The organism is uncultured Devosia sp., assembly GCF_913055165.1.
Lineage (GTDB): Bacteria > Pseudomonadota > Alphaproteobacteria > Rhizobiales > Devosiaceae > Devosia.
The window spans coordinates 20,180-44,982 of sequence record NZ_CAJXJS010000018.1 but is presented as its reverse complement, the minus strand read 5'-3'; the positions used below and the strand labels follow the sequence as shown (position 1 = coordinate 44,982).

Below are 24,803 nucleotides of genomic sequence, written 5' to 3'. Positions count from 1 at the left end.
AACATGTCCGCTGCCGGCGAACTGCAGAATCTGGAATGGTATAGCGGCGTGCCGCGCTCTATCCGCACGCCGGTCTGGATCGGTATCCTGCTGGTGGCGCTGGCCTTCGGTGGATTTGGCAGCTGGTCGGCCACCGCGCCACTGTCCGCGGCTGTGATTGCTCAGGGCAGCTTCGTGGCCACGGGCGAAAACAAGATTGTCCAGCATCTCGAGGGCGGTATCATCAAGGACCTGCTGGTGCGCGAAGGCGACAAGGTCATTGCCGGGCAGAGCCTGCTCCTGCTCGATGAGACGGCGGCCAATGCTGCCACCAAGCAATTGCAGTTGCGGGTCATCCGCCTGGAAGCCATTCGCGCCCGGCTCAATGCCGAGGCTCTGGAGCTGGACGAATATGTGCCGCCTGACATCGTTAAGGACCACATGGGCAATCCTGAGATAGCCGCCGTGGTCGAAAGCCAGCGTACCAATTTCAAGGCAGCCCGCGACAAGCTGGTCAATGAAAAGCAGTTGATCGGGCAGAACGTGGCAGCGCTCGAATTCCGCATTAGTGGCCGGCAGGCCCAAATCGAATCCATGCAGCGCCAATTGGCATTGCTTCGCGAGGATCATGCGGCCATGCTCGAACTGTTCGATAAGGGCGTCGTCGCCCAGTCTTCTGTCCGGGCCATAGAACGCTCTGTCTTCGATGCCGAGGGCGATATCTCGCGCCTCGAGTCCGAAGTGCAGGAAGCCTATACCCAGCTCGACAAATATCAGGGCGAGGTCATCCAGGCCCGCGATGCGGTGCGCCAGGCAGCGCTTGATGAAATGCAGACCGTGGAAGGCGAATTGGAGGCGCTGCGCGAACAGACACTCCAGGCCCAGAACGTGCTCAATCGCACCACCGTCTCGTCTCCGGTCGCCGGCACGATCGTCCGCATGTACTATCACACGACCGGCGGCGTGGTGGAAAGCGGCAAGCCCATCTTCGAGATTCTGCCCGCCGATGTACCGCTGATCGTCGAGGTCAAGATCCCGCGCATGCAGATCGACGAGGTCAAGGAAGGCCAGATGGCCAATATCCGCCTGACCGCTCTTAACCAGCGCACCACGCCGGTGCTGGACGGGCAGGTGCAGTACATTTCCGCTGACACCATCGCCGATGCTCAGGGCATGCATCGCGATGTCTACCTGGCCCGGGTTACCATTCCACCCGACCAGATTGCCCGCGTTCCCGGCTTCAGCCCCACGCCGGGCATGCCGGCCGAAGTACTTGTTCGTACGCGCGAACGCACCTTCCTGGACTATCTGATCAAGCCAGTGATGGACAGCATGGCGCGGGCGTTCCACGAGCAGTAGCGCTGCGCCTCTCCGCCTGATCTGACGGTCGGGATGGAGATCCCCGCCGGATTGGTGCGCCCCCGCTGAATGCGCAGCCGATGTGATCGTCATCCTGCCGGGCCAGTCTGCGCGGTTGGTCCGGGTTATTGGCCTTCCGATAGACAAGTCCTACCATCCGCCAAGGCACCACGACACCTTCAGGGCAACAACCGGCCCGGTCGTGAGGTCCTGCTTGCCATATTTGGTTATGCTAGATAACTAAATATGGCGGCGGGTGCGAATTGGCCTGCTTGTCTGAATTCGAGGGAGGACGAACGATGGCATCGCCAGGGCACGAAGAGTCTATCTCTGCGAAGGCCTTGCGAGCGGCAGGCGATGTTGCGGCCGCACACGATATCGGCGCCTTGGACCAGGCAAGCGGTGGCGCTGACCGGAAGCTGGCACCCACCCGTCGCGGCCTCGTGGAACGCCTGATTTATGGGCCTCCGCCGGAGCCTGCAGAATTGCAGGCAGGTGGACGCATAGCGGCCGAGCTGATGAGACAGTCACATCCCGTCGTCGACCGCGCGCTCGATATCCTGGGGCAGGGGACGGCCTTCACCGCTGATGGCAATCTGTCCGATCAGGTGCGGCGGGCCTTGGCTGAAACCGGAGCCTACGGTTTGACTGTGCCGGCCCAGTTTGGCGGGCGCGGCGAGACCTATCTGCGACTGGCGGCCGTCGAGGAGGCACTGGCTGCCAACGGTCTTGGTCCGATGGCCGTGGAAATCTCCGGTCACCTGACCATCGGGGCAGGGTCATTGATCGCTTATGGCAATGACGACCAGCAACGCACATTCCTGCCTCTGGTGGCCGAAGGCGTACCCATGGCCTTTGCCCTTACCGAGGTCGGCACGGGCGTCAACGCGAAAAAGATCGAGGCCTATGTCACCCGAGACGAGAGCGGCGATTATCGCCTCTTCGCCGAGGGCGCCAGCAACAAGCTCTGGATCACCAATGCCCGCCATGGGGCACTTGTTGGCATCGTCGCGCGCCTAGGGAAGGGCGGCAAGCAGCTGGGTCTGTTCCTGACCCGCCTGCCCGAGACCGATGTTGAGGAAGCAGAGCAGGGCTGGTCGTTCCGCTGCACCCCTTCCGGAGTTGCCGCCTTCACGGCCAACGACAATAGCCGCCTGCACTTTTCCAACTATCCCATACCGGCCGCCAATTTGGTCGAAGGCGATGGGGTGGAGGTGCTGTTCTATAGCCTCCGGCTGGGTCGATGCATGCTGGCGGCGATGTCTGCCGGCTATCAGCGCATGCTGGCCTGCGATGCGGCCCACTATGCGCGCCAGCGGCCCGGCGTTGGCGGGCTGATCATGCGGCATGAATTGCCACAGCTAGCCATAGGACGGATGCTGGGTGGCTCGCTACAGGCGCAGGCATTGGCTTTTATGTCCCTTAGCCAGGATGCCAGCGGCGCCGATCTTGCCGGCCTGCGTGACCTGACCAAATCCTCGGCCGCCCAGACCGGACTTGAGTCCATGACCGCCTGCGAGCACGTCCTTGGAGGACGCAGCTTTGCCAGCGACAGCCGCGTCAATGCCGCTCGGGCCAATCTCCATCTCTTTGGCGTTGTCGAAGGTGAGGACGAGATGATCCGCATGGGCATGGTGCGGGACGTGACCCGGGCCTTTGTCGATCATTATCTGGCCCCACTTCTGGGCGAGTTGCAGGCGGCCAACCTGGATGCGGACGGCAGGCCGGTGGCCGCCGACCGGCGGATATTGAAGCTCGACCCATCCACACTGTTGCGCCATCCCCGCCGTGCGGGTGGAGCACTTTTGCGGTTGCTGCTGAACCCGGCCCTGTACCGCCTGGGGCTCTGGGTCCTGCGTAACCTCCGGCCACAAGGGCTGGAGCTGCGCCGACAGGATCTGTCCGGATTGCCTGAATCATTGCGCCATCATGCTGAATTTGCGGCCCGCGAATTGAGGCATCTGCGCTGGACCTATCTGCGCCTGAGCCTCAGTTTTCAGCTTGAGCTGGCCAGTGCCCAGATTGTGTTGCAAAGGTTTGGGCAGCAGGTGGAGTGGCTGGTCTCGATTCTGACCCTCTGTCATCACGTGGCAGCACAGGATGAATCGCAATGGCGGATCGCGGACCTGCAATGCGCGCTCCTTCGGGAACGCGTGCAGGCAGGCAAAGCGGGGCTCCGGTCGCGCCAGCTGCGAGAATTGCGCAAGCGGATCGGTGCCGTTGGCCGCGATGTAATCGACCAGACGAGCACCATGCTGGCCGGACTGGAGCCGGCGCCATTCGCGCACCCGTTCGAGGACAAGGCCGGGACTTAGCTATTGCGGCGATATATGTTATGTGTCATAACTAAATTGCCAGGGAGGAATGCATGACACATCAGGCGAATTCAATCCGCCAGGTGCGGCTGGGCAACATGGCCGCGACCGCCGAAAAACGACCGGACGGGACGATTATTTTGCAATCGGTGGCGGAGCTGGGTCCATACCCCCGCTCCATCGTTGATGCCCTGGCGGCATGGGCCCAGCGGACGCCAGATGCCCTGCTGATTGCGGACCGGCAAGGCGCGGGCTGGCGCGAGCTGAGCTATGCCGATGTGCTTGCGCGCATCGCCCCGCTTGCCCAGGCCCTACTGGACGCAGGCCTGTCAGCAGAACGTCCCCTGATGATCCTGTCGGGCAATGAAATCGAACATTTCCTGCTTGGCATGGCGGCCATCTGGGTCGGCATTCCCTATGCGCCAATTTCGCCGGCCTATTCGCTGATTTCGACTGACTATGGCAAGCTGCGCCACATAGCCGGCCTGCTCACCCCCGGCATGGTCTATGCCAGCGACGGCGAAAAGTTCGCCCCTGCCATCAATGCCGTATTCGGCGCCGAGATTCCCTTGGTCGTGCGCGCCAATCCCATTTCCGGTCGACCAGTTTCGGTCTTTGATGACCTGCTGACGACGCCGGTAACCGACGCGGTGGCCGCGGCCCATGAGGCTATCGCGGCCGATACTGTCGCCAAGGTGCTGTTCACCTCCGGCTCCACCGGCCTGCCCAAGGGCGTGATCACCACCAATCGTATGATGGCCTGTAACCAGCAGATGATCCGGCAGGCCCTGGCCTTTGTGGAAGACGAGCCTCCGGTCCTGCTCGATTGGATGCCCTGGAACCACGTGGCCGGTGGCAGTCACAATACCGGCCTTGCCATCTACAATGGCGGCAGCTTCTACATTGACGATGGCCAGCCCACGCCGGGCCGGTTTGATCGGACGCTGGAAAACCTGGCACTTGTTCAGCCGACATTTTTCACCAATGTCCCCAAAGCCTATGAAATTCTGGTCGGGGCGCTGGATGAGTACCCGCAGGCCCGGCGGAATCTGTTCGCGCGGCTCAAGGTCCTGCAATATGCGGGCGCAGGCCTGCCGCAGCATGTTTTTGAGGGGCTGCATCGGGCCGCGCTGGCCGAGACCGGCGAGCGCATCATGATCATCACCGGTTATGGCTCGACCGAGACGGCGCCCTTTGCTTCCACGACCACCTGGCCGGTTGAAGAGGCCGGACATATCGGATTGCCCGCCGCCGGCATTGCCTTCAAGCTCGTGCCCAGCGGTGACAAGACCGAACTCCGCCTCAAGGGCCCCAATGTCACGCCCGGCTACTGGCGCGACGCCGAAAAGACCGCCGAGGCTTTTGACGAGGAAGGCTTCTACAAGATCGGCGACGCGGTCCGCTTTGCTGATCCTCAGGACCTCTCCAAAGGTCTGGTTTTCGACGGCCGCGTCACGGAGGACTTCAAGCTCTCCACGGGTACCTGGGTCAATTTCGCCGCCGTGCGCTCGGGGGTCATAGCCGCCTGCGCCCCGCTGATCCGCGACGTGGTCATTACCGGCCTCGACCGCAATTTCATCGGCGCGATGATCTTTCCGGATATGGCGGCCTGCGCGCGCCATGCGGGGTTGCCCGCTGATGCAGGTGCGGAGGCCATTCTGGCCCATCCCGCCGTCCGGCAGACATTTGCGCAAAGCCTTGCGGCTTTGGCCGAAAAGGCAACCGGCAGCTCAAACCATGTCGCCCGCGCCTTGCTGATGCTCGACGCCCCCGACATCGACAAGGGCGAAGTTACCGACAAGGGATCGATCAACCAACGCGCCGTGCGCACGCACCGGGCCACTTTGCTCGAAAGCCTCTACGCTGATGCACCAGGTCCCGACATTTTCGTTCTAGCCAGGAAAGGCGCCTAGTATGAGCAAAGGCCTCCGCCTCACCTTCGACGACGCCTACCTGCTTGGAGGCGCCCGCACGCCCTTTGTCGACTATCGCGGCGCCTTGAGCGAGATCTCACCCATCGACCTCGGCATCAAGGCGGCGCGCGCTGCTATTGAAAGGACCGGCGTCAAGGCTGCCGATATCGGCCACACCATTGCCGGCTCCATGGCCCAGGCCTCGTTCGACGCCTATGTCACGCCGCGCCATATTGGGCTCTATGCCGGCGCGCCAATCGATGCGCCGGCGCATCTCGTGCAGCGCATCTGCGGCACCGGCATCGAGGTCATCGCCCAGGCGGCGGATTCGGTCTCACTGGGCCGCGTCGACCTGGCCCTGGCCGCAGGCTGTGAATCGATGAGCCGCAACCCGATTGCCGCCTACACCCATCGCAATGGCTTTGCCATGGGTAAGGTGGAGTTCAAGGACTTCCTCTGGGAAGCGCTCTACGACCCGGCCGGCTGTGTCAATATGGGCGACACGGCGGAGAACCTCGCCAAGCAGTACAACATCCCGCGCGAGCGGGTGGACCGCTTCGCCGAGCGCAGCTTCAACCGCGCCATCGCGGCCCGGGACGCACGCATCCTCGCCGAGGAAATCGTTCCGGTGATCAGCGAAACCTTCGAGATCGAAACGCTCGACAAGCGTGGCATCAAGCTGCCGCGCGGTGTCGAGAGCGTCGACACGGATTCGCACATCCGTCCCTCGCCCTATGAGGTCCTGTCCAAGCTCCGCCCCGCCTTTGGCGGCGTGCAGACCGGCGGCAATTCCTCGGCCATCGTCGATGGGGCAGGGGCTGTGCTTGTGGCTTCGGGCGCTTATGCCAGGGCCAATGGGCACAAGCCCCTGGCCCGTATTCTCGCCAGCGCTGCTGTCGGCGTGCCGCCACAGATCATGGGTATCGGACCGGCTCCCGCCATTCGTGCCGTGCTGGAAGTTGCCGGCATGCGGCTCGATCAGATCGACCGCATCGAGATCAACGAGGCCTTCGGCGCGCAGATCCTGGCCTGTGTCGATGAACTGGGACTGGACGAGGACAAGCTTAACGTCAATGGCGGCGCCATCGCCATCGGCCATCCGCTGGGCGTTACCGGCATCCGGCTCGGCTTGACCCTGGCCAATGAACTCAAGCGCTCCGGCACCCGCTACGGCATCGCCTCGGCCTGTATCGGCGGCGGCCAGGGCATTGCCATGCTGATCGAGAACCCGGAGGCCGCGTGATGGATATTGCCGGTAAGGTTGCCTTCGTCACTGGCGGCGCCTCGGGCCTCGGCGCGGCCACGGCGCGCACCCTCGCGGCAGGCGGCGCAAAGGTCGGTATTTTCGACCGCGACGCCGCCAAGGGTGAGGCCATTGCGGCCGAACTGGGCGGAAAATTCTTCACCGTTGACGTCTCGGACGCCGCCAGCGCCGAAGCGGCGGTAACGTCGGCCGTGGAAGCGCTCGGCGCCCCTTCGGTGCTGGTCAATTGCGCCGGCATCGGCACGGCCGGGCGCATTGTCGGGCGCGAAGGCCCCATGGCTCTGGATGCCTTTACCCGGGTCATCAACGTCAATCTGGTGGGCAGCTTCAACATGATGCGGCTTTGTGCCCATGCCATGTCCTTGGCGGAAGCCGACCAGAACGGTCAGCGCGGGGTGATCATCTCCACCGCCTCGGTCGCCGCATTTGAAGGACAGATCGGCCAGGCCGCCTATGCCGCCTCCAAGGGAGGCATCGTCTCGCTGACCCTGCCGGCCGCGCGCGAATTTGCCCGTTTCGGCATTCGTGTTCTCGCCATCGCGCCGGGCCTCTTCCTGACGCCATTGCTGGAGGGCCTGCCGCAGGAGACGCAGGAGGGCCTTGCCGCCGCTATTCCCAATCCGGCCCGCCTCGGTCGGCCGGACGAATTCGCGGCCCTGGTCAAGTCCATGGTCGAGAACGACTATCTCAATGGCGAAGTGGTGCGGCTCGACGGCGCCCTGCGCATGCAGCCCAAATAGGAGCCCGGGATGTTCAGCAACACCACACGGGTGGAAATCCAGTTCGGCGATTGCGACCCGGCCGGCATCGTCTATTACCCCAATTATTTCCGCTTCTTCGACAATGCCACCGCGGCCATGCTCTCGGCGGCCTTTGCCATGCACAAGCGCAACTGGCTGGCCCATTACGGCATTGCCGGCATTCCCATGGTCGATACCGGCGCCCGCTTCATCCGGCCATCCAGTTTTGGCGATGTTGTCGAGATCAGGAGCGAGATTGCCGAGCTGGGCCGTTCCAGCTTTGCCGTCAAGCACAGCCTCCTCAAGGATGGCGAGCTTGCCATTGAGGCCCATGAAAAGCGCGTCTGGGTCGTGCGCAGCGAGGATGGCGGCATTCGTTCTGCGCCGTTGCCCGAAGAAGTCCGCACGCTCCTGGGCCAGCCCGCATGACCAACCCGAAGGAAAAACTGATGCCCCAGGAGCAGGTGCTCACCATCACCAAAACGGGTTCGATCTGCCATCTGCAGCTCAACCGCCCCGACAAGCGCAACGCGCTCAACGACGATCTCATCGCCGCACTCGACGCCTTTTTTGCGGCGGTTCCGGCGTCGGCACGGGCGATCGTCATTTCCGGCACCGGCGGGCATTTTTCTTCCGGGCTTGATCTGTCCCAGCATGTGGCTCGCCAGCCGCTTGAGGTCATGGCCCATTCGCGCAACTGGCACCGGGTCATGGCGATGATCGCCAATTCGACCGTGCCGGTCATTGCGGCCATGAATGGCGCGGTCATGGGCGGTGGCCTGGAACTGGCCGCCACCTGCCATGTGCGGGTCGCCGAGGAAACCGTGCGGTTCCAGATGCCCGAGGGATTGCGCGGCATTTTTGTTGGCGGCGGCGGCTCGGTGCGCATTTCCCGTCTCATCGGTCCCGACCGGATGACCGAGATGATGCTGACTGGGCGCTCCTATTCGGGCATTGAGGGCGAGCGTCTGGGCCTTGCCCACCATGTGGTGCCCGAGGGCAGTGCCTTGGAAAAGGCCTTTGAACTGGCCGGGCGCATCGCGAAAAACTCGCCCACCATCAATGGTTTCATCATCCAGGCTATTGCCCAGATCGGCACCATGCCGCCTGAAGCCGGCCTCTATGCTGAAAGCCTGACGGCCGCATTGAGCCAGACGGGTCCCGATGCGGAAGAGGGCCTGCGGGCCTTCCTCGAGAAACGTGCCCCCAATTTTGGCTGAATTGGCTCCAGCCTCATTGCGGGGCTGGCGGCTGCCTGCTTCTGGTTCAGATCAGGCGGTCGAGCAGGGCCAGCAACAGCGCCCGCGCCTCTGTGCCGCCCAGCTGCGTGACGATTTCGTCTTCCAGGGCTCGGTGCCGGGACTTGGCCAATCGCAGAAAGTTCTGGCCCGCCGTGGTCAGGTGCAGCGCATTGGCGCGCTTATCCTCCAGCGAAGGAATGCGTTCGACCAGCCCGCGCTGTTCCAGGCCGTGCACCAGCGTCACGAAATTGGCGCGCTTGATACCGAGCACCTCGGCAATTTCGGTCTGCTTGCGACCAGGATTGTCGTCGATCAGCACCAGCACGGAATAGTCGGCTGGTCGCAGCTTGAGTTCTTCGAAGACGGCGATGAACTTCTGGAATACGCTCAGTTGCGCCCGGCGCAGCCGGTAGCCCACAATCGAGGTTGTGGCATCGGTCTTGAGGGCGGCATCCGCCTCGGGACCACTGGGAGAAGATTTTCTGGCGCGGCTCATGGTCATTCGACCCTAGCGGTGCCGGTAGGGAAGGCAAGCCGGCAAGGGACCAACGGCGACAAATGCACCGAAAAATGCACAAGATAAGCGCCGGGCTTTCCAGCGGGCGAGTCATGCGCTGCGGTTATCGGTTGCAGGGTCTCAATCGATGATTTTGGCAAGTAAGCTGTCGTTCATATAGTCTGAGTGTTATAGGTTGGCGGGCAATTGTCATTTTACTTGCGCCCCTGGAGCACCTTAAATCGACGCCGAAGGTAGGGGAGACCTGAGTGTTTAGAGACGAGTCCGCTTTGGGACGATTGGTGGTGGGGCTGGCAAGGGCTCTGGCGATCGCCGGGGGTCTGGTGCTCATGGCCATGGTCGCCATGATCGTGGTCAGCATCATTGGGCGCGCCTTGCTGTTCATCGGACTGCGGCCGATCACCGGAGACTATGAGCTGGTGTCGATCGGCATGGGGTTTGCCATTTTTGCCTTCATGCCCTGGGCGCATCTGACCCGAAGCCATGCCCTGGTGTCACTCGTCACCGATAGCTTTGGCGTGCGCATCAATAGCTGGATACTGGTCATCACTGACATCATGATGCTCGTGGCATCCGCCTTTATCGCGTGGCGGCTCTATTTCGGCATGATGGACAAGTTCGCCTACCGCGAAACCACACTGCTGCTGCGCTTTCCGTTGAGCTGGGCCTATGCGCTGGCCTTTGTCGGCGCGGTAGTTCTGGTCGTGGTGGCCCTTTACGTCTTGGGACGATCCTTGAGCTATGCCCTTAGCGGCGAAGCCGAGCCCAAGCAGGCGGGAGCGGAAGTATGACCGCATTGATGCTTGGTTTCCTCGGCTTGCCGGCCGTCCTCATTCTGATCTTCCTGCGCGTGCCCATCGGCATTGCCATGCTCACCATCGGGGTGTTCGGCAGCTGGTTGGTCACCGGTAGCTTCAATCCTATCTCCGCACAATTCAAGAACCTGGCCTATTCCACCTACGCGTCCTATTCGCTCTCGGTGGTGCCGCTCTTTCTGCTCATGGGCCAGTTCGCCACTCTCGGTGGCCTGTCTGCGGGGCTCTTCAATGCGGCGGCGGCTTGGCTCGGGCACAAGCGGGGCGGCGTCGCCATGGCCGCCATCGGTGCCAGTGCCGGCTTTGGCGCTATTTGCGGGTCCTCGCTGGCCACCGCGGCAACAATGGGCCAGGTGGCCCTGCCTGAGTTGAAGAAATACGGCTATTCAGGCGCCCTTTCCACCGGCGCAGTCGCAGCGGGCGGCACGCTTGGCATTCTCATCCCGCCCTCCATCATCCTGGTGATCTTTGCGGTCCTGACCGAGCAGAATATTGCCAAGCTGTTCATGGGCGCCTTTGTGCCCGGCATTCTGGCGGCGATCGGCTATATCATCGTCATCATGCTCTATGTCCGCATGGTTCCCGGTTCGGGCGGCGTGCGCGAGCGTCTCCCTTATAGCGAGCGGTTCCGGGCGCTGTTCAAGACCTGGCCGGTGCTGGTGGTTTTCCTGGCGGTGATCGGCGGCATCTATGCCGGTATCTTTACGCCCACCGAAGCGGCCGCGGTCGGCGCCGCGGGCACCTTCCTCATCGCCCTGGCGGCCCGCAGCCTGGATCGCAAGACGATCATGGAAGCGTGCCTCGCCACGGCCAGCTCCACGGCCATGATCTTCCTCATCGTGCTGGGTGCGGCCGCACTCAATGGCTTCCTGGCTTTGTCTCAGGTGCCTCAGGTTCTGGCCGCATGGGTCGGGGAGCAGGGCTTCAATCCCTGGCTCGTCATGATCCTGGTGCTGATCTTCTATCTGGTGATGGGCTGCGTCATGGACTCGCTCTCCATGATACTTCTCACCGTGCCGATCCTCTATCCGATGATGTCGGTGCTCGATTTCGGCCTGACGCCGGACGAGTTCGGCATCTGGTTCGGTATTATCGTGCTGATCGTGGTGGAAGTGGGTTTGATAACCCCACCCGTGGGCATGAATCTGTTTATCATCAATTCCATGGCTCGAGAAACGAAGCTGTCGGAAACCTATCGCGGCGTCCTGCCCTTCGTGGCCAGCGACATGGTCCGCACCGCCATTCTGGTTGCATTCCCGCCCATCACTTTGGGGCTGGTCTGGATGCTTTACTAGAATATTGACCCGCCTGCGCCCGATCGGGGAGACTGGGCGCAAGCAGTGAACCGGCCAATTTGGCCAAGACAGGGAGGAAAAATCCAATGAAGACCAAGATGTTGGTTATGGGGGCGCTGACTGCGCTGGCCATGTCCACCAGTGCCTTTGCCCAGGAAGTCACTCTGCGCATTCACCAGATGCTGCCGGCTCAGGCCACTATCCCGGCCCAGGCCATCGAGCCCTGGGCGGCCAAAGTGGCTGACGAGTCCGGCGGTCGCATCAAGTTCGAACTTTATCCGGCCATGCAGCTCGGTGGCGCGCCGCCGGAACTTTATGACCAGGCCAAGGATGGTGTGGTCGACATCATCTGGACCGTGCTCGGCTATACCCCCGGCCGCTTCCCCAAGTCGGAAGTGTTCGAATTGCCGTTCATGACCCCCAATGGCGAAGTGGGCTCGGCCGCCTTCTACAACTACGTCATGGAAAATTCGGCTGAAGAATTTGCCGGCGTGCATGTCATTGCCCTGCATACCCATGGTCCGGGCCTGTTCCACTCCAAGAACCCGATCACCAGCCTGGAAGACCTCCAGGGCATGAAGGTGCGCGGTGGTTCCCGGATCATCTCGGACATGCTGGCCAATCTGGGTGCCGAACCGATCGGCATGCCCGTGCCGCAGGTCACCGAGGCGCTCTCCAAGGGCGTTATCGATGCCACCACAATCCCCTGGGAAGTGACGCCGTCGCTGCGCGTGGCCGAGCTGGTCAAAAATCACACCGGCTTCACCAGCCAGAATGGTCTTTACACCCAGACCTTCGGCTTCGTGATGAACATGGACAGCTATAACAACCTGCCCGACGACCTGAAGGCGATCATCGACGCCAATTCCGGCCTCGAAACCTCGCGTCAGTTCGGCCGCGTCATGGACAATGGTGATGCCACTGGCCTCTCCATTGCCGTCAATGCTGGCAACAACGTTGTCCAGCTCGATGAAGCCGAAACGCAGCGCTGGATCGATGCGGCCCAGCCGACCATCGACAAGTGGTTCGCCGACATGGAAGCGCAGGGCATTGACGGCCAGGCACTCTATGCGGCCGCCCAGGCCGCCGTCGAAGCCCAGATGTAAGTTAGACAATCTGAACACGATGAAGGGCCCGGTCAGTGCGCTGACCGGGCCCCTTTCTTTTTGCGCTGTGCACGGACTTCCGTGCCTGCCTCGGCAGCGGAGCAGTTCCTACCCCGGCAAGCCCACATAGTTTTCTGCCAGCACTTCCTGCGCGGCGCGCGAGCCGGCCAGATAGTCGAACTCGGCGCGCTGGATGCGGCGGCCAAAGCGTCCGGTTTCAGGGAAGGTGTGCAAGAGGCTCGTCATCCACCAGCTGAAACGCTCGGCCTTCCAGATCCGGGCCAGAGCCCGCTGAGAATAAGTGTCGATGCCTGCCTGTGAGGCTTCGGCGTAATGCTCGATCAGCGCATCGGCAAGCATGCCCACATCGCTCATCGCCAGGTTTAGCCCCTTGGCGCCTGTTGGCGGCACGATATGGGCGGCATCGCCCGCCAGGAAAAGCCGTCCAAACCGCAGTGGTTCGGCCACAAAACTGCGCAGCGGCGCGATGGATTTTTCGATCGAGGGTCCGGTCTGCAGGGCTTCGGCGGTTTCACTGTTGAGGCGCAGGCGCAATTCGTCCCAGAAGCGCTCGTCGCTCCAGCTTTCCACCTTCTCTTCGGCAGGCACCTGCACATAATAGCGGCTGCGGGTCATGGAACGTTGCGAGCACAGAGCAAAGCCGCGCTCGTGATGGGCATAGATCAGTTCGTGAGCCACCGGCGGCTTGTCGACCAATACGCCCAGCCAGCCAAAGGGATAGACGCGCTCGAACGTGGTGAGTGCTTCGGCCGGAACGCTGGCCCGGCAGACCCCGTGATAGCCGTCGCAGCCGGCGATGTAGTCGCAATCGAGCCGGTGGGTCACCCCGTCCCTGGACCAGGTTACATAGGGCTGGCCGTCGAAATCATGCACGGCAACGTCGTCGGCCTCATAGATCGTTTCGCCCTGCCGGGCTTCCATCAGGTCGCGGGTAACCTCCGTCTGGCCATAGACGGTGACATGATTGCCGACCAGTCCTGTAAAGTCGATGCGCAGCCGGTCGCCATCGAAGCTCAGATCAGTGCCGTGATGGACCAGCCCTTCCGCATCCAGACGGTCGGCCACCTGTGCCCGGTGCATCAGGTCGACGGAGCCTTGCTCCAATACGCCGGCCCGAATACGACCCAGCACGTAGTCGGCGCTCTTGCGCTCGAGAATGACGTTGTCAATGCCTGCCAGATCCAGCAGGCGGCCCAGCATGAGGCCGGCGGGTCCGGCGCCAATAATGGCGACCTGTGTACGCATGTGCTCCTCCCATTTTGCGCAATCATGCGCATCTAGGGGGCGTGCGTGAATGGACAGAGCGCGCAAACTCTTGCATTATCTGAACATGACCTCGATCCCCACCTACACCCTCTATGGCGAAACCGACAAGGATGCCCGACAGGATTGGTTGCACTGGGAAACTATCCAGGCTCGCAGCCGCCTGCATGATTATCGCATAGCCCCGCACCGGCACGATCAGTTCTTCCAGGTGCTTCACCTCAGTGCTGGGCAGGCAAAAATGGCTCTGGATGGTGATGTGCACCCGCTTGTGCCCGAAAGTGTGGCTGTCGTGCCCGCCGGCACGGTGCATGGCTATGCCTTCAGCACCGATGTGCGGGGTTTGGTGGTGACCCTTATGGAACGCGATCTGGCGGGGTTGGGTCTGCCGGTACCGCCAGCCATGGTTATTGACAGTGGTTGCGGCGATATCGTCGCCGCCCTGGCTCGCCTCACCACAGAGGCGGATCGACCTGGCGCCGCGCATGACGTGGCCATGCGGGCCCATCTGACCCTGCTGCTGGTCTCGCTGCAGCGTGCGGGACCGGAGAGTGAGGCGGCAGACGCCGGCGGGCGGGCCGCGCAATTGGTGGCGCGGTTTCGCGAACTGGTCGAGCAGGGCTATCGTCAATCCCGGCGAGTGGCAGACTATGCCGATGCCATCGGGATCAGTCATACGCACCTCAATCGCCTGTGCCGGCAGCGTCTGGGCCTGTCGGCGCTGGCTGTGATCGAGCAGCGGGTGGCGCTGGAGGCCAGGCGGCAATTGCTGTTCTCGGCCCTGCCGATCAAGCAGATCGGCGCCGAACTCGGCTATGATGATCCGGCCTATTTTTCCCGCTTCATCACTCGTCTCTATGGCATGTCCCCGGCATCGCTGCGCGACCGCATGCGGCGGCATTGAGCTTGGTGCGGGCTACCCGCCGTCGTGCCGCAGGCGCTCGGCCACCTCGCGCACCGACTGCATCAGATTGGCTGTGGCAAGGGAGGTGGCCGTATCGGTTCGGGTGGTGAAGCCCACTGGGCCCAGTGTTTCGCTGGTATCCACCGGCAATATGGCCAATTGCCCTTCGGCCACGTCATCGGCCACCACGCCTTCAGAGATGATCCATATCGAGTCATTTTGGCGCACATAGGAGCGGCCAAAGGCATTGGAGACCGTTTCGATTTCGTCCCGCAACTGGGTAACCCCATGCGCCAAGAGGATGCGCTCCACCACCGGTCGGATCACCGAGTCGGGTGTGGGCATCAGGATCTGGTAGCTCTCGATCAGCGGCAGGCTGAATTCCTGAGCGCTGAGCACGGGGTGCCCCGGACGCACGGCCAGCACCACGCGTTCCGAATACAGATGTTCGAAGCTGAGCCCCATCATGGCATTCGGTTCGGCCATGCGTCCGATCACCAGATCGACATCGCCGGTGCGCAGCAGTGAGAGCAGGTATCCGTTTGGCCCGGTGATGATGCGGGTGGTTACGCCAGTATTCTGGTCGGTAAAGGCGCGGACGGCGTCGGGCAGCATGCGTGCCGACACGGTTGGCAGGGCCCCCACCCGCACCATGGCTGCATCATGGGTGCCCCGCGCCGCATCGATGCCCTGCCGCAGCGCCGCGATGCTGGTGGACGCATATCGGAAAAACACTTCACCAAAGGAGGTGAGGGCCAGACGCCGCCGGCTGCGATCGAACAATTGCTCGCCCAGCAGCGCCTCAAGCTCCTGAATGGTCTTGGTAGCGGCTGGCTGGCTGATATTGAGCGCGTCGGCGGCCCCGGCCATGGATCTCAGGCGCGCCACCTCCAGAAAGCAGGCGATGTGCCGAAGCCGGATTCGGGGGTCGATGATGCGTTGAGCCATGACGTTCAGTTATCGCTATTGGGGAAATCGAGCCGGATTTCTCAATTGCGGGGTCAACTCGATAACCCATGGATTATGAAATGCCCGAGACTTATCATTTTACAGCGCCCGTGCCAGCCCCTTAAATCGGAACAAGAGGACGCCATGACTTTCACCCGCATCAACGGCACATTGCTGCACTTTCGCCTTTCTGGGCCGGAGGATGCCCCGGCGTTGGTCTTCGTCAATTCCCTGGGCACCGATGCGCGCATTTGGGACGAGGTGATCGCGGCCTTGTCAGGCCAATATCGGTGCCTGTCCTATGACAAGCGTGGCCACGGCCTCAGCGACGCACCCCAGGGCGACTACAGCCTCGACGATCACCTCGATGATCTCGCCGGTCTCATGGACCAAACCGGCATTGGCCGGGTCGTGGTCATCGGCGTGTCGGTCGGCGGGTTGATTGCCCAGGGCCTTGCCCTTCGTGCCCCCGAGCGCGTGGCGGGTCTGGTTCTGTGTTGCACAGCGCCGCGCATGGGCGACGCCGCCATGTGGTCTGCCCGCATCGAAACGGCGCGGACCGAGGGCCTCCTGCCCCTGGCCGATCCGGTCATGGAGCGCTGGTTCAGCCCCGGCTTCCGGGCGCAACACACTGTCGAGTTGAGTGGCTGGCGCAACCTTTTCCTGCGCACCGATCCGCTTGGCTATGCCAATACCTGCGCCACCTTGCGCGATACCGATCTGACATCGCGTATTCCGGCCATTTCGGCGCCGACGCTGATCCTGGCCGGCAGCGCTGATCTTGCTGCGCCGGTCGATCTGGTGCGCAACTGCACCGCTATTCCTGGCTCACGTTTCGAAGTTCTCGATGGCGTTGGCCACATTCCCGGCATTGAGCAACCGGCCGCCGTGGCGCGCCTGGTGCGTGATTTTCTCAAGGAGGTCGGCCATGGCTGACGCGACTTTGTTTGACCGCGGCATGCGCACGCGCCGCTCGGTCCTGGGCGACAACCATGTCGACAATGCCACGGCGCGCAAGACCGGATTTGACGAGGACTTCCAGACCTTCATCACCGAAGGCGCCTGGGGCTCGGTCTGGTCACGGCCTGGTCTGACCCGGCGCGAGCGCTCGATCATCACCCTGGCGTTGCTTGCCGGCCTCGGACACGAGGAAGAATTCGCCATGCATGTGCGCGCCACGGTCAATACCGGCGCCACTGAAGACGATATCAAGGAACTGCTGCTGCATGTGGCCGTCTATGCCGGCGTGCCTGCAGCCAACAGCGCCTATAAAATTGCCAAAAACGAACTCGCCAAGCGCCAGGAGGCAGCACAATGAGTGGCATCATTCTACCCGGAGCCGACGGACTGCTGTTCCAGCGCGACCGCGACTGGCATCCGCCCGCCGATACACCCGGCTACAAGTCGTCCACCTTCCGGGCGCCCAAGCACAGTCTGCTCTCTCTGGGGCCGACCAAGTCGGAAATGACCGGTCCCACCTTTGGGCACGAAAAGCTCGGCGCGCTCGACAATGACCTCATCCGCAATTTCAGCCAGGACGGCACCGATGCCATCGGCCAGCGCATGATCGTCTACGGACAGGTGCTCGATGAGAATGCCCGGCCCGTGCCCAACACGCTGGTGGAATACTGGCAGGCCAATGCCGGCGGTCGCTATCGCCACAAGAAGGAAGGGTATCTCGCCGCGCTCGATCCCAATTTCGGCGGCTTCGGCCGTTCGATCACCGACGCGAACGGCTTCTATCACTTCCGCACCATCAAGCCCGGCGCCTATCCCTGGCCCAATACCGGCAATGACTGGCGTCCGGCCCATATCCACTTCTCGGTTTTCGGCCATGCCTTTGCGCAGCGCCTGATCACCCAGATGTATTTCGAGGGCGACCCGATGATCTGGCAGTGCCCGATTGTCTCGACCATCCCCGACAAGTCGGCCATCGACCAGTTGATCGCCCGGCTTGATCGCCTCAACACAACGCCCATGGATGCGCTCTGCTACCGCTTCGATATCGTGCTGCGCGGCCGCCGCTCGACCATGTTCGAAAACAAGCTGGAGGGGAACTGATGCTGCACCCTGTTCCGACCCTGAAAGAAACCCCGTCCCAGACCGCTGGCCCCTATGTCCATATCGGCATGACGCCCAATTTCTGCGGCATCACCGGAGTTGTCGACGCCGATTTGGGCAAGACCATGATCAACGGCGAAGTCGAGGGTGAGCGCATCAACGTGGCCGTCAACGTGTTTGACGGCGCGGGCGTGCCCCTGTTCGACGGTGTTGTCGAAATCTGGCAAGCCGATGCCAGCGGCAATTTCACCGGTCCCACGGCCCCCAATTCCAACTCTGCGCCCGCCTTTACCGGCTGGGGGCGCCAGCCGCTGACCGAGGCGGGGGCTGCCACCTTCGAAACCGTCAAGCCCGGCCGCGTGCCGGGGCCAGATGGCAAGCTCATGGCGCCCCATATCGCGCTCTGGATCGTGGCGCGCGGCATCAATATCGGCCTCCAGACCCGCCTCTATTTCGAGGACGAGGCCGAGGCCAATGCGAGTGATTTCGTGCTTAACAAGATCATGGACAAGCGTCGCCGCGAAACCCTGATCGCGCGGAAAGACGGCTCGACCTATACGCTGGACATCCATCTCCAGGGCGAAAAGGAAACCGTGTTCTTCGACATGTGAGGTGGGCCTGAAGCGCCCCCTCCCGACCTCCCCCTCAAGGGGGAGGTGTCGCAGCCAGTCTGTCGCTCGATCTGCGCAAAATCACCGGCCCGATATCCCCCCTTGCAGGGGAGGTTGGGAAGGGGGATGGTCGACGCGAAGCACGAAACGAAGCACTGAGCGATGACCCTCCTTTCCGCCCTCGCCGGCGATCCGGAAATCGAAACCCTGCTCTCGGACGAGGCCCAGCTAGCCGCCATGCTGGCATTCGAACGCGCCTTGGCCGAGGCCAGTGCGGAAGTGGGCTTCATCTCCGAGGATGCCGCGACGACGATTCTGTCTGCCCTTCGTAGTTTCCAGCCCGACTGGCCGGACCTAGAAGCCGGCATGGCCCAGGATGGCGTCGTCGTTCCAGCGCTGATCAGGCAGCTCAAGGCACTGTTTCCCGAACCGCATCGTGCTGCCCTGCACAAGGGCGCCACCAGCCAGGACGTCACTGACACCGCGCTGATGCTGCAGCTGGCGGAAATCTTCGACGTCTATGAAGCGCGGCTTTCTGCGCTGCTGGAAAAGCTCGACCTCCTGGCTGCCGAGAATGGCGGCAAGGCGCTCATGGCCCATACTCGCATGCAGGTGGCCCTGCCCACGACATGGGGGGCAAAGCTAGCCTCATGGTCCGAGCCGCTCAAGCGTCACTTGCAGGCGCTGGTTTCCATGCGCCGCAGCCTTCTCGTCGTCCAGCTCGGTGGCCCGGTCGGCGATCGCGGCAGCTTTGGCACCCAGGGCGATACCATCGCCGCGGGCATGGCCAAACGCCTCGATCTGGGCCTCGCTACGCCCTGGCAGGCGACCCGCGACCCCATCATGGCGTTGGGGAGCCTTCTTGCGCAGATCTCTGGCTCGCTGGGCAAGCTCGGCATGGATGTAACGCTTTTGGCGCAGAACGAGATCGGCGCAATCGGCCTTGCCGGCGGCGGCGGGTCCTCGGCCATGGCGCACAAGTCCAACCCGGTTAATGCCGAGGTTCTGGTGGCGCTGGCCCGCTACAATGCCGGCCTTTCGGGTACGCTGGCGCAAGCCCAGGTGCACGAGAATGAGCGCTCCGGCGCCGCCTGGACGCTCGAATGGCTGACCCTGCCGCCCATGCTGGTCACGACCGGCGCCAGCCTGCGAATGACCCGGAAACTGCTCGATCAGCTCCGCATCGCCTAGAGCGTTTCCAGCAAATCTGGCAACGGTTTTGCGGATCGCAAACGCGAATGTTCTAGCTCAGCATGGAACGCAGCTCCGCTTGAACCTTCTGCATGGGCTTGAGATAGAGCCTGACCAATTCGCCGATTTCCGCCCGGTTGACCGGCAGACCGATATTGAGGGCGGCAATCACCTTGCCCCGCGCATTGGCGACCGGCACGGCGATCGATCTGAGGCCTAGCTCCACCTCCTGGTCGATTAGCGCATAGCCTTGCGCCCGGACCGTTTCCAGGATCGCCATCAGGGCTTCGATGTCGGTGATCGTATGGGGCGTGCGCGCCACCGGTGGCGTGCTTTCGAGCAGTTTTCGGGCCTCTGCTTCGGACAGGGCCGCCAGCATCACTCGCCCCATCGAGGTGCAAAAGGCCGGCAGGCGCGAACCGGGCATCAGGGCAATGGACATGACTTTGCGCTGGGCGGCGCGGGCCACATAGACGATCTCGGCCTCGTCCAGAATGGAAACCGATGAGCTTTCGCCCAGTTCGTCAGAAAGACGATCCAGCAGCGGTTGCACCATTTGCGGCAGGGGCATGGTCGCGAGGCACGCCGTACCAAGACGCAGGATGCGGGGGGTCAGGGTGAAATACTTCCCGTCATAATCGGCATAGCCGAGGTGGGCGAGCGTCAGCAGGCAACGGCGCGCGGTGGCGCGATCAAGGCCGGATGCTGCCGAAACGTCAGAGATCGATTGGCGGGGACGATCGGCGGTGAAGGCCTCGATCACCGAAAGCCCCTTGGCGAGGCCACCCATAATGTCACGCTCAAGCATGTCCGCCTCAGTTTGTGCGATATATCAACAAGTGAAGCATATCGCACAAACTGCATTGCCCACAACTCGCGCGACGGCGTATTTCAGACAACACAATCCGGCATTTGAGGAAGGACCAGAACGCCCATGGACAAGACAGTCCCCGATCTCGCCACGGCAGTGGCAGGGATTGAAGACGGAATGGTGCTGATGGTGGGCGGCTTCGGCGGCTCCGGCGCGCCGATCGAGCTCATCCACGCCCTGATCGACCGTTTCAAGGCCACCGGCAGCCCGAAAAGCCTCACCGTGGTCAACAACAATGCCGGCAATGGCCGCATCGGCATCGCCGCCATGATCGATGCGGGCATGGTCGCCAAGATGATCTGTTCGTTTCCGCGCTCTGCTGATCCGCGCGCCTTCACCGAGAAATATCTCGCCGGTGAGATCGGGCTCGAACTGGTGCCGCAGGGCACCCTGGCCGAACGCATCCGCGCCGGTGGCGCCGGCATTCCGGCCTTCTACACGCCGGCCAGCTACGGCACCGATGTCGCCAAGGGCAAGCCGGTGGCCGAGTTCGACGGCAAGCACTATGTGCAGGAGCGCTGGCTCAAGGCCGACGTGGCCATCATCAAGGCCGAACTGGCCGACACGCTGGGCAACCTCACCTATCGCAAGGCTGCCCGCAATTTCTCGCCCCTGATGGCGTCCGCCGCCGCCAAGACGATCGTGCAGGCCACAAAGATTGTGCAGCCGGGCGAGATCGATCCCGAACATGTCGTGACCCCGGGCATCTTCGTCGATGCCATTGTTGAGGTCAGCGATCCCAAACAGGAAGAAGCCCTGATGCGCGAAGGAGTGGCCTACGCATGACCAGCAAGCTCTCAAACGCCCAGATCGCCTGGCGCGCCGCCCAGGACATCGAGGACGGCGCCTATGTGAACCTCGGCATCGGCTTTCCTGAAATGGTCGCCAAGTTCCAGCCACCGGGCAAGCAGGCCATCTTCCACACCGAGAACGGCGTGCTGAACTTCGGTGAAGCGCCGGCCGCAGGCGAAGAGGACTGGGACCTCATCAATGCGGGCAAGAAGGCTATTACCCTTCGTCCCGGCGCGGCCTTCTTCCACCATGCCGACAGCTTCGCCATGGTGCGCGGCGGACACCTCGATGTGGCGATCCTGGGCACTTATGAAGTGGCCGAGAATGGCGATCTCGCCAACTGGTCGACCGGCCCCAAGGGCGTTCCTGCCGTCGGTGGTGCCATGGACCTGGTGCATGGCGCCAAGCGCGTGGCGGTGATCACCGATCATGTGACCAAGGACGACAAGCCCAAGCTGGTCAAGCGTTGCACCCTGCCATTGACCGGCGTCGGCTGCGTCACCCGCGTCTATACCAGCCTTGCCGTGCTCGACATCGAGAATGGCCGCTTCGTCCTGCGCGAAAAGCTGCCCACGATGAGTGTCGCGGAATTGCAGGCTGTAACCGGCGCCGAAATGGTGCTGCCCGACCAGATCGGCGACCTCGTCGCCCCGGAGCTTTGAGATGACCGAGGCCTATATCTGCGCCTATAAGCGCACCCCCATCGGCCGTTTCGGCGGGTCGCTCTCCGCGGTCCGTCCCGACGATCTCGGCGCCATTCCTCTGAAGGCCCTGATGGCCGAGTACGCCTCGGTCGATTGGGAAGCCGTCGACGACGTCATCTTCGGCAATGCCAATGGCGCGGGCGAGGAGAACCGCAACGTGGCGCGCATGAGCGCGCTGCTAGCTGGGTTCCCCGTCGGCGTCACCGGCACGACCATGAACCGGCTCTGCGGCTCGGGCATGGATGCGGTGATCACTGCGGCCCGGGCCATCAAGTCGGGTGAGGCGGAACTGCTTATTGCCGGCGGCACCGAGAGCATGAGCCGAGCCCCCTTTGTGCTGCCCAAGGCGGAAACAGCCTTTTCCCGCAACGCCGAAATCTACGACACCACCATTGGCTGGCGCTTCGTCAACCCGCTGATGAAGGCGCAATACGGCGTCGATTCCATGCCTGAGACCGGCGAGAACGTCGCGCAGGAATTCGGCGTCTCCCGCGAGGCGCAGGATCATTTTGCGGTGCGCAGCCAGGACAAGGCAGTGGCGGCACAGCAGAATGGTCGCCTCGCTAAGGAAATCGTGCCGGTCACCATCCCGCAGAAAAAGGGCGATCCAACAATCGTCGACAAGGACGAGCATCCGCGCGCCGGTACCACCATGGAAACCCTGGGCAAGCTGCGCGCCCTCTTCCCCAACGGCACCGTCACGGCTGGCAATGCCTCGGGCGTCAATGACGGTGCGGCGGCTCTCATCATCGCCTCCGAAGCGGCGGCGAAAAAGCACGGCCTCACCCCCATCGCCCGTATTCTTGGCGGCGCCACCGCCGGCGTGCCGCCGCGCATTATGGGCATGGGTCCGGCCCCGGCGAGCAAGAAGCTCTTTGCGCGCCTCGGTCTCACCCAGGCTGATTTCGACATCATCGAGCTCAACGAAGCCTTTGCCAGCCAAGGCATAGCAGTTCTGCGCGATCTCGGCATTGCCGAGGACGACGCCCGCGTGAACCCCAATGGTGGCGCCATTGCCCTGGGCCATCCGCTTGGCATGAGCGGCGCCCGCATCACCGGTACGGCCGCGCTCGAACTCGCGCTCACCGGCAAAGGCCGGGCGCTGGCCACCATGTGCATCGGCGTTGGCCAGGGCATCGCCATCGCTCTCGAGCGGGTCTAGCGACCAGAACCGGCGTCGGTGGAAATCACCGGCGCCGATTGCTTTTGCGCGGTTGCAGGGCCACAAGCGCGTGTCCAGCTTTGTCCCGGCACGCTTCATGATCACCTGCTTCGATATCGGCGGCACCACCATCAAGGCCGCCACCGCAACCGCCCCCAACGCGCTCGCCACCATCGGGCGGGTCCCGACGCCCCTTGATGATTTCGAAGCGTTCACGGCCACTATTGCCAGCTTGGTGGAGCAGGGCGGAGCACCTGAGGGTACGCCGATTTCCATCTCCGTGACTGGCGTAGTCGATCCCGATACCGGCATCACCACCGTCGCCAATATTCCCTGCATCGATGGGCGCAATCTGGCCGGTGATCTGGCCACGCTTCTGGGCTGCACCGTCCTCGTCGCCAATGATGCCGACTGTTTTACCCTGGCCGAAGCCCATGCAGGGGCCGGGCAGGGGCATCGCGTCGTCTTCGGCGCCATTCTGGGCACCGGCATAGGCGGCGGCATCGTCGCCGATGGCCGCCTGTTCCGTGGTGCCGGCGGTCTCTCCGGCGAATGGGGCCATGGCACAGCCGTCGCCACAAAGGTCGGTGTACCGCCGTTCGAAGTGCCGCATTTCGCCTGTGGCTGCGGTCAGGCCGGCTGCGTCGATACGATCGGCGGGGCCCGCGGCATCGAGCGGCTGCACCGGCTGCTGCATGATGTCGATCTGCCCAGCACCGGCATCATCGCCGCCTGGCAGGCCGGCGATCCCGCTGCCTCGCAGACAGTGGATCTCCATGTGGAACTGGTGAGCGTACCTCTAGCATTGACCGTCAACATCGTCGGCCCTGACATCATTCCGGTCGGAGGCGGTCTGGGCAATGCCCATGCCCTGGTTGCCCGGTTGGACGCGGCGGTGCGCGCGCGTATCCTCAGGCGTATCGACCGGCCGCTTGTCGTGCCAGCACAACTGACCGTCGATGCGGGCCTGATTGGGGCAGCGAGCCTCGCCTATTCGGAGGGCGCGAAATGACCTTGCTTGAAATCTGTGTGGACGATGCCGATGGCTTGGCTGCGGCCATCGAAGGGGGCGCCGACCGCGTCGAACTCTGTTCCGTGCTCGAACTGGGCGGGCTCACTCCAATGCCTGGCCTCATGGCTCTGGCCGCCGCATCCCCGGCGCCGGTGCGCGCCTTGATCCGGCCCCGTGGCGGCGATTTTGTCTTCGGCCCACGAGATTGCGATGCCATGCTGGGCGATATCGAGGCGGTCCGCCAGGCCGGCCTAGAAGGCGTGGTGCTGGGCGCCAGTCTGCCCGATGGGCGCCTCGACATCGCCATGCTGGAGCGGCTGGTCGACGAGGCGGGCGAAATGCCCAAGACCCTGCACCGCGCCTTCGACCTCGTCCCCGATATGGCAGAGGCCGTGGAACAGGCTGTGGCCCTGGGCTTCGATACCATCCTGACCTCCGGGCGGACCCGCACCGCGCCGGAGGGAATCTCCGATCTCGCCTTGGCCCATAGATTTGCCGATGGCCGCATCACCATCATGGCCGGGTCGGGTGTCACCGCGGAAACGGCCCCTGCCATTCTCGCGGCCGCGCCCCTGGCGGCGCTGCATGGCGCCTGCGGCGAACCGGCGGACGCTGACTCAGCCCCCGCCCAGCGTCTCGGCTTCGTCAGTCCCACACGTCGCAAGACCAGCCGCGACCGCGTGGCCGCGCTCAAGGCGGCGATTTCAGGCTGATCGCAT

General features: G+C 63.1%; 25 protein-coding genes. 21 read left to right on the top strand and 4 right to left on the bottom strand.

All coding sequences use genetic code 11. The features are described from left to right. Positions 1–3: 3 nt before the first annotated feature. The 7 genes from QZ564_RS08180 (at position 4) to QZ564_RS08150 (ending at position 8,790) form a co-directional block, all read left to right on the top strand. Positions 4–1,338: an HlyD family type I secretion periplasmic adaptor subunit gene (locus tag QZ564_RS08180; RefSeq protein ID WP_297107575.1), complete on the top strand. Its 1,335-nt coding sequence runs from the start codon at positions 4–6 to the stop codon at positions 1,336–1,338. A 518-nt stretch (positions 1,339–1,856) separates the two neighbouring features. Then, positions 1,857–3,653, top strand: coding sequence for an acyl-CoA dehydrogenase family protein (locus QZ564_RS08175; RefSeq protein WP_297107572.1), 1,797 nt, complete (start codon positions 1,857–1,859; stop codon positions 3,651–3,653). Between the two features lie 53 nt (positions 3,654–3,706). Continuing rightward, complete coding sequence (locus tag QZ564_RS08170; RefSeq protein WP_297107569.1) at positions 3,707–5,566, top strand: feruloyl-CoA synthase; 1,860 nt, start codon at positions 3,707–3,709, stop codon at positions 5,564–5,566. Position 5,567: 1 nt separating this feature from the next. Continuing rightward, positions 5,568–6,809, top strand: a complete 1,242-nt coding sequence (locus QZ564_RS08165; RefSeq protein ID WP_297107566.1) for a thiolase family protein — start codon at positions 5,568–5,570, stop codon at positions 6,807–6,809. After that, the gene (locus QZ564_RS08160) at positions 6,809–7,570 is read left to right on the top strand and encodes an SDR family NAD(P)-dependent oxidoreductase (RefSeq protein WP_297107563.1); all 762 of its coding nucleotides are present in this window, start codon (positions 6,809–6,811) and stop codon (positions 7,568–7,570) included. The genes QZ564_RS08165 and QZ564_RS08160 overlap by 1 nt, the downstream gene beginning before the upstream one ends. Before the next feature lie 9 nt (positions 7,571–7,579). Next, positions 7,580–7,999, top strand: coding sequence for a thioesterase family protein (locus tag QZ564_RS08155; RefSeq protein WP_297107560.1), 420 nt, complete (start codon positions 7,580–7,582; stop codon positions 7,997–7,999). Continuing rightward, the gene (locus tag QZ564_RS08150; protein ID WP_297107557.1) at positions 7,996–8,790 is read left to right on the top strand and encodes a crotonase/enoyl-CoA hydratase family protein; all 795 of its coding nucleotides are present in this window, start codon (positions 7,996–7,998) and stop codon (positions 8,788–8,790) included. Before QZ564_RS08155 ends, QZ564_RS08150 begins: the two co-directional genes overlap by 4 nt. A gap of 46 nt (positions 8,791–8,836) precedes the next feature. On the opposite strand, the gene QZ564_RS08145 is transcribed toward QZ564_RS08150, so the two are convergent. Next, positions 8,837–9,307: a MarR family transcriptional regulator gene (locus tag QZ564_RS08145; protein ID WP_297107554.1), complete on the bottom strand. Its 471-nt coding sequence runs from the start codon at positions 9,305–9,307 to the stop codon at positions 8,837–8,839. 269 nt (positions 9,308–9,576) lie between these two features. Here QZ564_RS08145 and QZ564_RS08140 point away from each other — a divergent pair, with 269 nt between their 5' ends. The 3 genes from QZ564_RS08140 (at position 9,577) to QZ564_RS08130 (ending at position 12,544) form a co-directional block, all read left to right on the top strand. Then, positions 9,577–10,119, top strand: a complete 543-nt coding sequence (locus tag QZ564_RS08140; RefSeq protein ID WP_297107550.1) for a TRAP transporter small permease — start codon at positions 9,577–9,579, stop codon at positions 10,117–10,119. Continuing rightward, positions 10,116–11,438 carry a TRAP transporter large permease gene (locus QZ564_RS08135; RefSeq protein ID WP_297107547.1) on the top strand — a complete coding sequence of 441 codons (1,323 nt, stop codon included), beginning with the start codon at positions 10,116–10,118 and terminating at the stop codon, positions 11,436–11,438. The genes QZ564_RS08140 and QZ564_RS08135 overlap by 4 nt, the downstream gene beginning before the upstream one ends. An 86-nt stretch (positions 11,439–11,524) precedes the next feature. After that, on the top strand, positions 11,525–12,544 hold the full coding sequence (locus QZ564_RS08130; protein ID WP_297107544.1) for a TRAP transporter substrate-binding protein: 1,020 nt from the start codon (positions 11,525–11,527) through the stop codon (positions 12,542–12,544). A gap of 108 nt (positions 12,545–12,652) precedes the next feature. Here the strand turns inward: QZ564_RS08130 and pobA are convergent, their stop codons facing one another. Next, a complete protein-coding gene (pobA, locus tag QZ564_RS08125; RefSeq protein WP_297107541.1) occupies positions 12,653–13,810 on the bottom strand; it encodes a 4-hydroxybenzoate 3-monooxygenase in 1,158 nt (385 codons plus the stop codon). 49 nt (positions 13,811–13,859) lie between these two features. Between pobA and QZ564_RS08120 the strand changes: the two genes are divergently transcribed. Further along, a complete protein-coding gene (locus QZ564_RS08120) occupies positions 13,860–14,732 on the top strand; it encodes a helix-turn-helix domain-containing protein (protein WP_297107538.1) in 873 nt (290 codons plus the stop codon). 12 nt (positions 14,733–14,744) lie between these two features. Here the strand turns inward: QZ564_RS08120 and pcaQ are convergent, their stop codons facing one another. Continuing rightward, positions 14,745–15,680, bottom strand: a complete 936-nt coding sequence (gene pcaQ, locus QZ564_RS08115) for a pca operon transcription factor PcaQ (protein ID WP_297107535.1) — start codon at positions 15,678–15,680, stop codon at positions 14,745–14,747. A gap of 144 nt (positions 15,681–15,824) precedes the next feature. On the opposite strand from pcaQ, the gene pcaD reads away from it, so the two are divergent. The 5 genes from pcaD (at position 15,825) to QZ564_RS08090 (ending at position 19,543) form a co-directional block, all read left to right on the top strand. Then, positions 15,825–16,616 (top strand): 3-oxoadipate enol-lactonase, encoded by a 792-nt coding sequence (gene pcaD, locus QZ564_RS08110; protein ID WP_297107532.1) that lies wholly within the window; start codon positions 15,825–15,827, stop codon positions 16,614–16,616. Next, on the top strand, positions 16,609–16,998 hold the full coding sequence (gene pcaC / locus QZ564_RS08105; protein ID WP_297107529.1) for a 4-carboxymuconolactone decarboxylase: 390 nt from the start codon (positions 16,609–16,611) through the stop codon (positions 16,996–16,998). The genes pcaD and pcaC overlap by 8 nt, the downstream gene beginning before the upstream one ends. Continuing rightward, positions 16,995–17,741, top strand: a complete 747-nt coding sequence (gene pcaH / locus QZ564_RS08100; protein WP_297107526.1) for a protocatechuate 3,4-dioxygenase subunit beta — start codon at positions 16,995–16,997, stop codon at positions 17,739–17,741. Before pcaC ends, pcaH begins: the two co-directional genes overlap by 4 nt. Then, on the top strand, positions 17,741–18,352 hold the full coding sequence (gene pcaG / locus QZ564_RS08095; protein ID WP_297107522.1) for a protocatechuate 3,4-dioxygenase subunit alpha: 612 nt from the start codon (positions 17,741–17,743) through the stop codon (positions 18,350–18,352). Before pcaH ends, pcaG begins: the two co-directional genes overlap by 1 nt. A gap of 162 nt (positions 18,353–18,514) precedes the next feature. Then, the gene (locus QZ564_RS08090) at positions 18,515–19,543 is read left to right on the top strand and encodes a 3-carboxy-cis,cis-muconate cycloisomerase (RefSeq protein ID WP_297107519.1); all 1,029 of its coding nucleotides are present in this window, start codon (positions 18,515–18,517) and stop codon (positions 19,541–19,543) included. A gap of 52 nt (positions 19,544–19,595) precedes the next feature. On the opposite strand, the gene QZ564_RS08085 is transcribed toward QZ564_RS08090, so the two are convergent. Further along, the gene (locus QZ564_RS08085; protein WP_297107516.1) at positions 19,596–20,351 is read right to left on the bottom strand and encodes an IclR family transcriptional regulator; all 756 of its coding nucleotides are present in this window, start codon (positions 20,349–20,351) and stop codon (positions 19,596–19,598) included. 126 nt (positions 20,352–20,477) lie between these two features. Between QZ564_RS08085 and QZ564_RS08080 the strand changes: the two genes are divergently transcribed. From QZ564_RS08080 to QZ564_RS08060, 5 genes are all read left to right on the top strand, one after another. Further along, the gene (locus QZ564_RS08080) at positions 20,478–21,200 is read left to right on the top strand and encodes a 3-oxoacid CoA-transferase subunit A (RefSeq protein ID WP_297107513.1); all 723 of its coding nucleotides are present in this window, start codon (positions 20,478–20,480) and stop codon (positions 21,198–21,200) included. Then, entirely contained in the window at positions 21,197–21,868 is a 672-nt protein-coding gene (locus QZ564_RS08075; RefSeq protein WP_297107510.1) for a 3-oxoacid CoA-transferase subunit B, read from the top strand. The genes QZ564_RS08080 and QZ564_RS08075 overlap by 4 nt, the downstream gene beginning before the upstream one ends. A 1-nt stretch (position 21,869) precedes the next feature. After that, positions 21,870–23,072, top strand: a complete 1,203-nt coding sequence (gene pcaF, locus QZ564_RS08070) for a 3-oxoadipyl-CoA thiolase (protein WP_297107505.1) — start codon at positions 21,870–21,872, stop codon at positions 23,070–23,072. A gap of 97 nt (positions 23,073–23,169) precedes the next feature. Beyond that, on the top strand, positions 23,170–24,084 hold the full coding sequence (locus tag QZ564_RS08065) for an ROK family protein (protein ID WP_297107638.1): 915 nt from the start codon (positions 23,170–23,172) through the stop codon (positions 24,082–24,084). After that, positions 24,081–24,797, top strand: coding sequence for a copper homeostasis protein CutC (locus tag QZ564_RS08060; RefSeq protein WP_297107502.1), 717 nt, complete (start codon positions 24,081–24,083; stop codon positions 24,795–24,797). Before QZ564_RS08065 ends, QZ564_RS08060 begins: the two co-directional genes overlap by 4 nt. The last annotated feature ends 6 nt before the right edge of the window (positions 24,798–24,803 follow it).